The sequence below is a fragment of the Halomicrobium zhouii genome (assembly GCF_900114435.1).
GTDB lineage: Archaea > Halobacteriota > Halobacteria > Halobacteriales > Haloarculaceae > Halomicrobium > Halomicrobium zhouii.
Window position 1 is genome coordinate 393,929 of the sequence record NZ_FOZK01000003.1, and the last position, 11,988, is coordinate 405,916.

10 protein-coding genes and 1 tRNA gene are annotated in these 11,988 nt (G+C 68.7%); 6 read left to right on the forward strand and 5 right to left on the reverse strand.

The annotated features are described in order from the left end of the window. Positions 1-224 precede the first annotated feature (224 nt). Genes BM337_RS15750 through BM337_RS15760 form a run of 3 tightly spaced genes read left to right on the forward strand, consistent with a single transcriptional unit; the run spans position 225 to position 4,013 of the window. Positions 225-1,502 (forward strand): Single-stranded DNA binding protein, encoded by a 1,278-nt coding sequence (locus BM337_RS15750; RefSeq protein WP_089817646.1) that lies wholly within the window; start codon positions 225-227, stop codon positions 1,500-1,502. Beyond that, positions 1,499-3,247, forward strand: coding sequence for a hypothetical protein (locus tag BM337_RS15755; protein WP_089817648.1), 1,749 nt, complete (start codon positions 1,499-1,501; stop codon positions 3,245-3,247). The genes BM337_RS15750 and BM337_RS15755 overlap by 4 nt, the downstream gene beginning before the upstream one ends. 4 nt (positions 3,248-3,251) lie before the next feature. Further along, complete coding sequence (locus BM337_RS15760; protein WP_089817650.1) at positions 3,252-4,013, forward strand: metallophosphoesterase; 762 nt, start codon at positions 3,252-3,254, stop codon at positions 4,011-4,013. On the opposite strand, the gene BM337_RS15765 is transcribed toward BM337_RS15760, so the two are convergent. The 3 genes from BM337_RS15765 to BM337_RS15775 form a co-directional block, all read right to left on the reverse strand. Beyond that, the gene (locus BM337_RS15765) at positions 4,010-4,273 is read right to left on the reverse strand and encodes a hypothetical protein (protein WP_089817651.1); all 264 of its coding nucleotides are present in this window, start codon (positions 4,271-4,273) and stop codon (positions 4,010-4,012) included. The two genes, BM337_RS15760 and BM337_RS15765, sit on opposite strands and share 4 nt — an antisense overlap. A 53-nt stretch (positions 4,274-4,326) precedes the next feature. Then, positions 4,327-4,590 (reverse strand): hypothetical protein, encoded by a 264-nt coding sequence (locus BM337_RS15770; protein ID WP_089817653.1) that lies wholly within the window; start codon positions 4,588-4,590, stop codon positions 4,327-4,329. Positions 4,591-4,655: 65 nt separating this feature from the next. After that, positions 4,656-4,913, reverse strand: coding sequence for a hypothetical protein (locus BM337_RS15775; RefSeq protein WP_089817655.1), 258 nt, complete (start codon positions 4,911-4,913; stop codon positions 4,656-4,658). A 76-nt stretch (positions 4,914-4,989) separates the two neighbouring features. Between BM337_RS15775 and BM337_RS15780 the strand changes: the two genes are divergently transcribed. The 3 genes from BM337_RS15780 (at position 4,990) to BM337_RS15790 (ending at position 10,512) form a co-directional block, all read left to right on the forward strand. Beyond that, positions 4,990-7,821, forward strand: a complete 2,832-nt coding sequence (locus BM337_RS15780) for a DEAD/DEAH box helicase (RefSeq protein ID WP_089817657.1) — start codon at positions 4,990-4,992, stop codon at positions 7,819-7,821. Between the two features lie 81 nt (positions 7,822-7,902). Beyond that, positions 7,903-8,721: a hypothetical protein gene (locus BM337_RS15785; RefSeq protein ID WP_089817659.1), complete on the forward strand. Its 819-nt coding sequence runs from the start codon at positions 7,903-7,905 to the stop codon at positions 8,719-8,721. Between the two features lie 36 nt (positions 8,722-8,757). Continuing rightward, the gene (locus tag BM337_RS15790) at positions 8,758-10,512 is read left to right on the forward strand and encodes a MutS-related protein (RefSeq protein WP_089817661.1); all 1,755 of its coding nucleotides are present in this window, start codon (positions 8,758-8,760) and stop codon (positions 10,510-10,512) included. A 726-nt stretch (positions 10,513-11,238) separates the two neighbouring features. On the opposite strand, the gene BM337_RS15795 is transcribed toward BM337_RS15790, so the two are convergent. Beyond that, the gene (locus BM337_RS15795) at positions 11,239-11,553 is read right to left on the reverse strand and encodes a hypothetical protein (RefSeq protein WP_089817662.1); all 315 of its coding nucleotides are present in this window, start codon (positions 11,551-11,553) and stop codon (positions 11,239-11,241) included. 226 nt (positions 11,554-11,779) lie between these two features. Further along, positions 11,780-11,851 (reverse strand) — tRNA-OTHER (locus tag BM337_RS15800). Positions 11,852-11,988: the final 137 nt, after the last annotated feature.

Here is an 11,988-nt window from a genome sequence, read left to right on the forward strand (position 1 = left end):
GCCTCCGAGCTTCCTCCCCGACAGGCTCCGTCGTCTGTCCGCGCGCTCGGACGGCCGTCCTCGCGATCGGGCCGACGTGTACTCACGATGTAGGGAGTAGTATAGTTATCACTAATAAAAATATACGCCCGCGATCGGCCGTCATCCTTATATCGACCGTCCACGCGCCGCCGGTCGCTGGCGCCACAGAACCCTTTTCAGCACCCACTCCGAACCACCAATCGATGACGCTCGAAGACCATGCCGAGGAGCTCGCCTCCGACCTCGGCGTTGACAAAGCGGAGGTCACACGCGACCTGGAGAACCTGGTGAATTACTCGGTGCCGATGGACGAAGCGAAACAGAGCCTCCGCCGTAAATACGGCGACGGCGGGGCCGGGGGCGGTGGCGGCGGCCCGACGAGCAAGGATATCGCGGATATCTCGCCCGACGACGGCAACGTCACCGTCACGGCGCGGGTGCTCACCGTCGGCCAGCGCTCCATCCAGTACCAGGGCGACGAACACGTGATATTCGAGGGCGAACTCGCGGACGAGTCGGGGAAGATTTCCTACACCGCCTGGGAGGACTTCGGCCTCTCGCCGGGCGACACCATCGAGGCCGGCAACGCCGGCGTCCGGGAGTGGGACGGCCGCCCCGAACTCAACCTCGGCGAGTCGACGTCGCTGTCGATTCTCGACGAGGCCCTCGACGTGCCCTACGAGATCGGTGGCGACAGCGAACTCACCGACCTCGTCCCCGGCGACCGCGGCATCAACGTCGAGGTCACCGTCCTCGAGGTCGAGGAGAAGACCATCGACGGCCGCAACGGCGAGACGGACATCCTCAGCGGCGTCTTCGGCGACGAGAGCGGCCGGCTTCCCTTCACGGACTGGGACCCACATCCCGAGATCGAAGAGGGCGCCTCGATCCGCATCGAGGACGTCTTCGTCCGCGAGTTCCGCGGCGCGCCGTCGGTCAACGTCTCGGAGTTCTCGACCGTCCGACCGCTCGACCGCTCCGTCGAGGCCAGCGAGAGCGCCCAGTCGATGCGCGTCCGCGAGGCCGTCGAGTCCGGCGGCCTGTTCGACGTGGAACTGACGGGCAATATCATCGACGTGCGTGACGGCTCGGGACTCATCGAGCGCTGTCCCGACTGCGGCCGCGTCGTCCAGAACGGCCAGTGTCGCAGCCACGGCGCCGTCGACGGCGTCGACGACCTGCGGACCAAGGCCATCCTCGACGACGGAACCGGGACTGTGACCGTCGTCCTCGACGACGAACTCACTGCAGAGGTGTACGGCGGCGACCTGGAAGACGCGACCGAACACGCCCGCGACGCGATGAACAAGGAAGTCGTCGCCGAGCGTATCGCCGACCGCATCGTCGGCCTGGAGTACACGGTTCGGGGCTCGCTGTCCGTCGACGACTACGGCGCCAACCTCGACGCGACGGAGTTCGCCGTCACAGACGACGACCCGGCCGAGCGTGCGAAGGCCTTCCTCGCGGAGGTGGGCGCATGAGTGAATCCCAGGGCGGTGCAGGACGACGCGAGGTCGCCTGGCGCCTGTTCGCGGCGGAGTTCGACGACGCGGACTACTCGTACTCACAGAGCGACGAGGAACGCGCCCCGAACTACGTCGTCACGCCGACGGGTGCGCGCGTGAATCGCCTCTTCGTCGTCGGCGTGCTCACCGAGATAGAGACCGTCAGCGAGGACTACCTGCGGGCCCGCGTCGTCGACCCGACTGGCCCCTTCGTCATCTACGCCGGGCAGTACCAGCCCGACGCGCTGGCGTTCCTCGAACAGGTCGAACCCCCGACGTTCGTCGCCGTCACGGGGAAGGCCCGGACCTACCAGCCCGACGACTCCGACCAGGTGTTCACCTCGGTCAGGCCGGAGTCGATCAGCGAAGTCGAGGCGGCGACCCGCGACCGGTGGGTCGTCCAGACCGCCGAGCAGACGTCGAACCGCGTCGCGCGGATGGCCGAGGCCAAGCACTCGGGGCTCTCGGGCGACGAGTTGCAGACTGCCCTCGAAGCTCACGACGTCGAGGAAGGTCTCGCAGCGGGCATCCCGCTCGCGCTCGACCACTACGGGACCACCGGCGACTACCTGGCCGCCGTCCGCCAGACGGCGCTAGATGCTGCCCGCGTCGTCGCCGACGAGATAGACGAGGCCGAATCGCTGGACGTGCTGCCGGGCCAGGGCGGCGACGACGCCATCGCCGACCTCGTCGAACGACCCATCGACGTTGACACCCTGGGCACGGGCGACGACGCGGGGGACGAGACCGTCGACGAGGAACCGACCGCCTCGGAATCCGAGGAGAACGCCGCGGAGGCCGGCGCGGGCAACGGGTCCGCCATCGGCACGGCGGAGTCGAGTAGCCAGGCCGACTCGACGCCGGAGAGCGAGACGGGCGAGACGACCACCGACGGGGCGGCGGACGCGTCGACCGTCGATTCAGCCGACGAGGGCGGCACTGACTCGGTAGCCGAACCAGCCAGGGAATCCACGGACGCGGCCGCGTCGGAACCGGCCGACGAGCCGGCCGACACCGCACCCGAAACCGGAGACACGTCGACAGGTGAAGACATGGTCACGAACGAACCGGCAGATGCGGCAGCTACCGGGGACGAGGCCTCGGCGGACGCGGCCACGGACTCGCCCGACGCGACGGCGAACCCGGACAGCCCCTCCTCGGGCGACGACGACCTGGAGGACTTCGAACCGGAGTTCGACCTCGACGAGGACGAGCGCGAAGAACTCGAAGAGGAGTTCGGCACCGAGTTCCAGAGCGGCACCGAAGTCTCGGAGCCCGGCGAGGCCGGCATCGAGACGCCGGACCCAGACGAGCCGGAAGGCGACGGTGCCGAGGCGGGAGCGGACGCCGCCGAGCAGGCCGAGGGAACGGCGGAGGCGACCGGCGCCGAGCCGACGACAGAGATAGACGACGTCGAAGAGACGGAACCGGCGGACGACGTCGCTGTCGAAGACGAGGACGAGGAAGCGACCGAGACGGAAGCCGCCGAGGACGACGAGTCCGCCGAGGACGTCGACCTGGACGAGGTCGACCTCGAAGACGCCGTCATGGACGCGATGAGCGACCTCGACGACGGCGACGGCGCCCAGCGCGACGACGTACTCGCGGCGGTCGTCGACCGCACCGGCGCAGACCCCGGTGACGTCGAAGACGCCATCCAGGACGCGCTGATGGGCGGCCGGTGCTACGAACCCGACGACGCCACCCTCAAGCCGATCTGATCTGATGGGCGTCGAACCGGTCCCCGACGTGCCCGCGGCCGTCGCCGAGGGGGACGAGGAGCGGCTGTTGCTGATAGCCGATTTCCACGCCGGCATCGAGTCGGAGCTCCGGCGCGACGGCGTCGAACTCGCGAGTCAGGCCGAGAGCCGACGGGAGCGCTTGCTCGGACTCGTCGCCGAGACGGACCCGGACCGCCTCGTCGTCCTGGGGGACCTGGGCCACGAGATCGGCCAGTCGAAGGGCGTCGAGCGCGAGGAACTGACCGACCTCTTCGCGGCGCTGGACGTCCCCGTCACGGTCGCGAAAGGGAACCACGACGGCGACGTCGAGGAACTCGTCCCCGAGGTCGACGCCGACGTGACGATCACGCCGACGGACGGCGCGCGAATCGGAAACATCGGCGTCGTCCACGGCCACACATGGCCGAGCGAGGACGTGCTCTCGGCCGACGTGGTCTGCGTCGGCCACGAACACCCCGTCGTCCGCCTGGAAGACGAGGTCGGCGGCCGCCGCGTCGAGCGCGTCTGGCTCCGCGGCGAACTGGATCCAATCACCTTCGAGGCCCACTACGACTGGGACCTAAACGAGGCCCCCGCCATCGGCGGCGACCTGGTCGTCTTCCCGGCGTTCAACGACCTCTCCAGCGGGACGTGGGTCAACGTCGAGGGCCAGGAGTTCCTTTCGCCGTTCCTGCCAGAGGGGCTGACCGGCGGCGAGGCGTACATGCTCGACGGGACGCGGCTAGGGCCCTACGACCTGGTCTAGCCCCACATGAGGTATCCAGAAACCACAGTGCCGGCGAGCGCGAGGACCTGTGAGACCAGTAGCCAATCGGGGACGTCGTCCGGCATGAACCGGTCGGGGTCGACGACGCCGACGAGTCCGCCAGCCATCGCGAGCCCGCAACAGGCGACGTAGAGAGCGCCCTGCCCGTCGGTGTAGTCGACCGACTTCACCCACGCCCAGTACAGCTGCGTCGCCCCGTAGAGAACCCAGACCAGCGAGACCAGTCGTGCGCGGTTCACGACCGAACGATTTCGTGACGACCGCATAACATTTGCTGGATAGTGTGATGCCGTCACGTCAGCGTCACGGCGACGCCAGCACCGAACAGCACGACGCCGATACCGAGCAAGACGATCTTCCAGGTCGCCGGTTCGTCAGTGGAGACCAGATCGGGCCGGACCAGCGCGGCAGCGCTCGTGAGGAGCATACCGAGACCCGCGACGACGAACAGACCGGCCGTCAACGTGAGCGACGAGGAGAGCTGGACGCCGCCGAACACCAGTGCGAGCAAGCCGAACGTTCCAGAGAGCGCGTGGTAGAGTTGCGTCTTGTCCATGCGAACGAGAGGCGTGTGAGGACGAAAAGGGCTGTGAAGGGGGTGCGGGCGACTCCCACCGGCGGTCACGCGAGGAGCACTACCACGAGCAGCGTCAGACAGAACAACGCGAGGAGGCCGGAGAGTACCGGTGACGCCCGGTCGTCGGAGATAGTCGTCGGTCGAACCATCGCGACGAGGCCCGGCAAGAGCATCCCGACGCCGATGAGGACGAGGACCCAGGTCACGAGGCCCGCGTTCGGACCGACGTCGTCGACCAGGGTGAGAAGCCAGAGCCCGCCGGCCGCCGCGAGCAGCCCCGCGTTCACTCGGCGAGTGTCCATAGCGGGAGTGCCAGGACAGTTGACAAAAAGGTGGTGAACCACGCCGCTTAATCCGATCAAGCCCATACTCCTGCTGATGACTGACGGGGTGACGGCGGGGGAGGCGGCCTTCACCGCGCTCGGCGAGGACGTCCGCTCGGCGCTGTCCGAGCGGGGCTTCTCGACGCCGACCGAGCCCCAGCGCCTGGCGATTCCGCCGCTTGCGTCCGGGAAGGACGGCCTCGTCATCGCCCCCACGGGCACCGGGAAGACGGAGACGGCGATGTTGCCTGTCTTCGACCAGCTGGCGAGGGAGGAGCGCTTCGGCATCGGCGCGCTGTACGTCACGCCGCTGCGGGCGCTCAACCGCGACATGCGCCAGCGGCTGGATTGGTGGGGCGAGACGCTCGACCTGCGCATCGACGTGCGCCACGGCGACACCACGGACTACCAGCGCCAGAAACAGGCGAACGACCCGCCGGACGTGCTCGTGACGACGCCGGAGACGATTCAGGCGATGCTGACCGGGTCGAAGCTCCGGACCGCGCTGGCGGACGTCGAGCACCTGATAATCGACGAGGTGCACGAACTGGCCGCCTCCAAGCGCGGGGCGCAGTTGACCGTCGCGATGGAGCGGGTACAGGAACTCAGCGGGCCGTTCCAGCGCATCGGGCTCTCGGCGACGGTGGGCGACCCTGAAGAGGTCGGCAGGTTCCTCACCGGCGGCGAGGACTGCGAGATAATCGAGGTCGACGTGGGCAGTCGGCTGGACGTGAACGTCGTCCAGCCCAGCGTCACCGAGGCGGACCAGCGACTGGCCAGCGAACTGGTGACCGACGCGGAGGTGGCGAGTCACGTCCGCTACATCGCGGACCTCATCGAGGCCAACGAGTCCGTCCTGCTGTTCGTCAACACGCGCCAGACAGCCGAGGCGCTCGGCTCGCGGTTCAAGGAACTGGGAACCAACATCGGCGTCCACCACGGCTCGCTGTCCAAGGAGGCCCGCATCGACGTCGAGGACGCGTTCAAGGACGGCGAACTCGACGGGCTGCTGTGTACCTCCTCGATGGAACTGGGCATCGACGTCGGCCACGTCGACCACGTGATCCAGTACGGCAGCCCCCGGCAGGTGTCGCGCCTGCTCCAGCGAGTCGGGCGGGCGGGCCACCGGCGCGACCTCGTGTCGTCGGGGACCGTCGTCACGACCCACGCCGACGACACGCTGGAGGGGCTGGCCATCACCCGGCAGGCGATGGACGGCGACGTCGAGCCCGCCGGCATCCACGACGGGAGCCTCGACACCGTCGCCAACCAGGTCGCGGGGCTGATCATGGACAACGGCGAGATCCCCGCGATGGAGGCCTACGAGATAATCACCCGGGCCTACCCCTTCCGGGACCTCACCGTCGACCAGTTCGAGCAGGTAGTGCGGGAGATGGGGTCGAACCGGGTGATCTGGATCGACGAGGAGGAAGACACCCTGGAGAAACGCCAGGGCACCTGGCAGTACTTCTACCAGAACCTCTCGATGATCCCCGACGAGGCGACCTACGACGTGGAGGACGTGGCCTCGGGCAACCAGATCGGGACCCTCGACGAGAAGTTCGTGGTCAACTTCGCCACGCCGGGGGAGGTGTTCATCCAGCGCGGCGAGATGTGGAGAATTACGGAGATCGACGAAGAAGAGGAGACGGTGACGGTCTCGCCCATCGAGGATCCGGCCGGCGAGGTTCCCTCCTGGGTCGGCCAGGAGATTCCCGTGCCGCCGGACGTGGCTCGGGAGGTCGGGGAACTTCGTCGGGTGGCGGGGGGCCAGTTGCAGGGCGGCGCCTCGACGGAGCGCGTCGCGAAGGACCTGGAGACTCGCTACGACGCCGAGGCGCCGACCATCACCGCCGGGCTGGAACAACTCGAGAAGCACGAGCACGCGCTGCCGACGGACGAGGACGTCGTCGTCGAGATGCGCGGCCGGGAGGCCGTGGTCAACGCCTGCTTCGGTCACAAGATCAACGAGACCCTGGGTCGCACGCTGTCGGCCCTTTTGGGCCAGCGCGCCGGGTCGACCGTCGCGATGGAAGTCGACCCCTACCGCATCGAACTGGAACTTCCCAAGGGCATCAGCGGCGCCGACGCCGTCGAGATTCTCGAAACTACGGACCCCGACCACGTCGAGGCCATCATCGAACTCAGCCTCAAGAACTCCGATGCGCTGAAGTTCAAGCTCGCGCAGGTCGCGGCCAAGTTCGGGACGCTCAAGCGCTGGCGCGGGAAGGGCTCGACGAGCTTCGGCCGCGACCGGCTGGCGTCGGCGCTCGAAGACACGCCCATCTACGACGAGGCCGTCCGCGAGGTGTTCCACGAGGACCTGGCCGTCGAGGCGACGAAGGAAGTCCTGCGGGACATTCAGGACGGCACCGTCGGGCTGGAGACCGTCGGCGACCGGACGCCCATCGGACTGGGCGGCAAGTCCGCCAGCCGGGAACTCCTCTCGCCCGAGCACGCCGACGCCAGCGTCATCCAGACCGTCCGCGAGCGCATCCAGGACGACCGCGTCATCCTGTTCTGTCTCCACTGCCAGGACTGGCAGCGGACGACGAAGGTGAGCCGGGTGCGCGACCAGCCGGACTGCCCCGACTGTGGCTCCACCCGCATCGCCGCGCTGAACCCCTGGGCCGACGAAGTCGTCTCGGCCGTCAAGTCCGGCGACAAGGACGAGGAACAGGAGAAGATGACCCAGCGGGCGTATCGCTCCGCCTCCCTGGTCCAGACTCACGGGAAGAAAGCCGTCATCGCGCTCGCGGCGAGAGGCGTCGGTCCGCACAACGCCGCCCGGATCATCAACAAGCTCCGCGAGGACGAGGACGAATTCTACCGGGACATCCTCGCCCAGGAACGGGAGTACGCCCGCACCAAGTCCTTCTGGGGCTGACGGGCGGTCCCACTTACGTCCCCGATATCGACCGCTGATCCGGCCCGAGACGTTATTTCCGGGGCCGAGAGAGAAGCGGCCATGGACGGGGAGAGACGACGGTTACTGGTGGGGACCGCCGGCGGACTGGCCGCGCTCGCGGGCTGTTCGTCGCCGTTCGAGTTCGGATCGAGCGGGTCGGACGCGACGGGGGAAGGCGGTAGTCAGAACCTCGGCGACGGCTATCACGCACCGTCACTGGAGGAGCGCCCGGATGGCTGGGAAGTCACGGACACCCGGCGCTCGACGTTCGAGCGCGAGAAATTCGGGGTCGGCGTGAAGGGGTACGCGTCGACGAAGGTGTACGAGGAGACAGCGCTCCGCGAGGCCGTTTCAGAGAAGACGCGGGGGCAGTTCGACGGCCGCCTGGCAACCTTCTTCGCGACGAAGATCAACCTGACCGGCGAGGCGACCGCGGCGGCCGGCGTCGACCGGATATCCGAGTTCGCGAAGGACCGGTTCGAGGGGGAACTCGACAACCAGAACCTGGGGAACGTCAGGGAAGTCGAACCCGGTGGATCGACGCCCGACGTCGGCGGCGAGGTGTACGAGTACCGCGGCGAGTACGAGACGCCGGAGATCAGTCGGACGGTCGACGTCCCCGACGTCGGGACGCGGGAACTCGTCATCCCGGCCGACACGCTCCCGGTCGCGGGCCTCGTCAGCGTCTGGAAACCGAGCAACGGCGTCGCCTACGTCGGTGGCGGGGCCTTCCCGGCGGCGAACTACGCGCAGGAAGACACCATCTCGATAACGAGCGAGGCCGGCGACGGTATCGACCTGGTCGTCAGAGTGAACCTCGGCATCGATCCGGGGGCGCTCCGCAGCGACGTCGTCACGATGACGGAGCAGGTCGGGTGAGAAACGCCTAAACCGGCCGACGGTCAGGGTGCGTACATGCGACTGGAGGAGTACTGGGGCATCGGCCCGAAGACGTCCGATCTGCTGACCGAGGAGCTGGGGATAGAGCGGGCCGTCGACGCCATCGAGTCGACGGACACGCGCGCGCTGACCGAGGCCGGCCTCTCACGCGGGCGGGCGACCAGGATCCTCCGGCGGGCGACGGGGAAGGAGGCGATGGATCTCCTGGCGACCCGCGACACCCGCGACGTGTACAAGGAGTTGCTCCAGATGGCCGAGGAGCACGCCGTCACCGAGCGGGCCGCGGACAGTATCCGCGTCCTCACGCCGCTCCCGACCCAGGAGGCGATGGAGGAGCGCCTGGACGAGGTCGAAGCCGCCTGCGACGCGTGGACCGCGCTCGACGACGAAACCCAGCGGACCGTGCTGGCGGCGTTCACCAAGTACGACGGCGGCGGCGGCGAACTCGCGGCCGTCCGGACCGCCATCGCACTGAAGGAAACGGGCGTCGAGTCGGGCGTGTTCGCGCCGCTCGCCGAACTTGACGCCGACGCGCTGGCGGACGCCGCCCGCGCGCTCGCCGGCCTGCGTGGCGAGAGCGACCGGGTCGGTGAGGGCGCCGACGACGAACTCGACCGGCTCCGGGAGCAACTGGGCCGCGTCGAAGACCTGGCAGCGGACTCGATGACCGTGGTCGAGGAGCTCCAGGAGAGCGCCCGCCGCCCGGACGAGTTCCAGGACGCGTTCGTCCGCCACGTCACGTCGGAGAGCGAGGTCGACGTCGGTCGCGTCCGTGAGGCAACGCCGGACCAGGCCACAGACGCGCAGGACTTCGTCGACGCTGCACTCCGCTCGCTCGTCCAGAATCTCCGGTCGGCCGTCGAAGAGCGCGAGGAGACGGTCGCCGCGACGCTGGAAGACGACCTCGCCGACGCGCGCAAATCGGTCGACGCCGCTGTGACGGCGGTCGACGACGTCGCGCTGTACGTCTCGCTGGCCCGTTTCGCCGTCGCCTACGACCTCACGCGGCCGTCGTTCGTCGACGACCGGCAGGTCGTCGCCATCCAAAACGCGACGAACCTGTTCCTCGTCGAGGGCGGCCTGTCGGTCCAGCCCATCAGCTACGCCGTCGGCGACCACGAACTGGACGCGGGCCGGGACCTCCCCACTGGAGACCGCGTCGCCGTCCTCACCGGGGCGAACTCCGGCGGGAAGACGACGCTGCTGGAGACGCTCTGCCAGGTCCAGTTGCTCGCCCAGATGGGGCTGCCCGTCCCCGCCGACCAGGCGGAGGTCAGCGTCGTCGACACCGTCGTCTTCCACCGACGTCACGCGAGTTTCAATGCGGGCGTCCTGGAATCGACGCTCCGCTCCGTCGTCCCGCCAGTGACCAGCGGCGGGCGCACGCTGATGCTCGTCGACGAGTTCGAGGCCATCACCGAGCCGGGCAGCGCCGCGAACCTGCTCCACGGCCTCGTCACGCTCACGGTCGAACGCGACGCGCTGGGCGTGTTCGTCACGCACCTCGCGGACGACCTGCAACCCCTTCCCGACGCGGCCCGCACGGACGGCATCTTCGCCGAGGGGCTGAGCCAGGACCTGGAACTGCAGGTGGACTACCAGCCGCGCTTCCGGACCGTCGGCAAGTCGACGCCGGAGTTCATCGTCTCCCGCCTCGTCGCCAACGCCGCCGACCCGACCGAGCGCTCCGGTTTCGAGACGCTGGCCCAGGCCGTCGGCGAGGAGGCCGTCCAGCGGACCCTCTCCGACGCGCGCTGGACTGGCGAGTGATCGATTTTGTCGCGGCGAAGTAACTCTCCGTTGTTTTCGCGCGTTTGGCCCAGGGAAAGGGGTGTCGACGCCGCGTGAGCCGCGGCGCCGAAGCGGACAGACGGTCCGTCGCGTGGCAAGAGCGACGGTCCGTGGATACCACGACAAGACACTGCTGGGATGCAGGCACGGGTCGCCCCGCGCCCGACAGGTTCGGTGTGTGTGGTATCCGCCGATACGGTTGACTTGCTTGCAGAGCGGCCGGGGGACCGGCCGCGGGAGCGGGTGGGGTTCGGACACTCGGACCGGACGGCATCCGTCCCACCCGTCGTCGGGACGCGAGGACGACGGGCGGGCAGTTCTGCGTTCTGGATGCACGTCCGCTCCAGTTCGGGAGAGGTGCGACGTGGGTTTTGTTACTCCCTCGATACCGGCAGCGTCAGCGGTCGCTACTACCTGCCAGTCGGTTCGAAGGCGGTGCCTGCGCGCTCTCTGATCCCGGAAGGCAGCCCCTGTCCGGAGAGTGAATGCTTCACGCCAGGAGTCGAAGCCGGGAGACGGCGCGGGCCGTCGTCCGCCGATAGACTCACTCCGTTCGTCTCCCGAGCCCGGCCTCTCACAGCTCGGCCGGACGCCGATAGACTCACTCCGTTCGTCTATCGAGCCCACGCTCACTTCGTTCGCGTGGACGCCGGCAGACTCGCGGAGTCGAGAACGGATGGGAGATGGTTGCGAGCGATACGCCGGTCATTCGCCCCCGTCGACGACGAGGCCGTTCACGTCGGTGACGCCGAACCCGTCTTCGAGGGTGGCTTCGACCGTGGCCGGCCTGTCGTCCGCGTCGGCGGGGACCTCGGCCGTGAGTCGGGCGTCCGCGTCGACGCGGATGTCCGTCCACGTCGGTCGGACCGACGTGACGCGCTCGACGGTCACCGCCGTGACGCCGTCGACGTTCGCGAGGACGTCGGCGACGCCCGATTCGAGGTTGCCGGCCTCGCCGCGCGGGACGCGCAACGAGACGTCGACCGATGCGTCGACAGGGGTAGTCGCTTGTAGCGACATAGGCTTCCGCCGCGATTCGAACGCGGGCGCGGCCTGCGAGGCCGCGTCGTGCCTGTCACGCGGGAGCGTGTCGCCGCGAGTCCCCCACGAGACAGTGATGCCTCTGGCGAGCGGGAGACGCGCGGCTGTCAGCGCCGCGGCCCGGATGGACCGCGTCCGTTGCTCGGCAGCCGGGCGCTGCCGACACCCGGAAGGGTGCCACCACGACTCGGCGCCGTGGATTCGACCGTCCCACCGGGAATCGAACCCGGCTCTCGGGGCGGACGCCCCGCGTGCTAGCCAGTTACACCGTGGGACTGTTCGGGAGAACGGGCCTGGACCGCCCACGACCCACGCTCGCCGAGCGCTGGCGCGTGGCAACGTGCGCGATCCGGTGGCGGACGGACCGCACCGTGGCCACCAGTGGAAGGCAACGTGAAAAGTCGCCGGCGGCCC

Coding starts and splice junctions, on each gene's coding strand:
- BM337_RS15760 (WP_089817650.1), top strand. CDS start 3,252: ATGGGCGTCGAACCGGTCCCCGACGTGCCCGCGGCCGTCGCCGAGGGG.
- BM337_RS15785 (WP_089817659.1), top strand. CDS start 7,903: ATGGACGGGGAGAGACGACGGTTACTGGTGGGGACCGCCGGCGGACTG.
- BM337_RS15795 (WP_089817662.1), bottom strand. CDS start 11,553: ATGTCGCTACAAGCGACTACCCCTGTCGACGCATCGGTCGACGTCTCG.
- BM337_RS15770 (WP_089817653.1), bottom strand. CDS start 4,590: ATGGACAAGACGCAACTCTACCACGCGCTCTCTGGAACGTTCGGCTTG.
- BM337_RS15775 (WP_089817655.1), bottom strand. CDS start 4,913: ATGGACACTCGCCGAGTGAACGCGGGGCTGCTCGCGGCGGCCGGCGGG.
- BM337_RS15755 (WP_089817648.1), top strand. CDS start 1,499: ATGAGTGAATCCCAGGGCGGTGCAGGACGACGCGAGGTCGCCTGGCGC.
- BM337_RS15780 (WP_089817657.1), top strand. CDS start 4,990: ATGACTGACGGGGTGACGGCGGGGGAGGCGGCCTTCACCGCGCTCGGC.
- BM337_RS15750 (WP_089817646.1), top strand. CDS start 225: ATGACGCTCGAAGACCATGCCGAGGAGCTCGCCTCCGACCTCGGCGTT.
- BM337_RS15790 (WP_089817661.1), top strand. CDS start 8,758: ATGCGACTGGAGGAGTACTGGGGCATCGGCCCGAAGACGTCCGATCTG.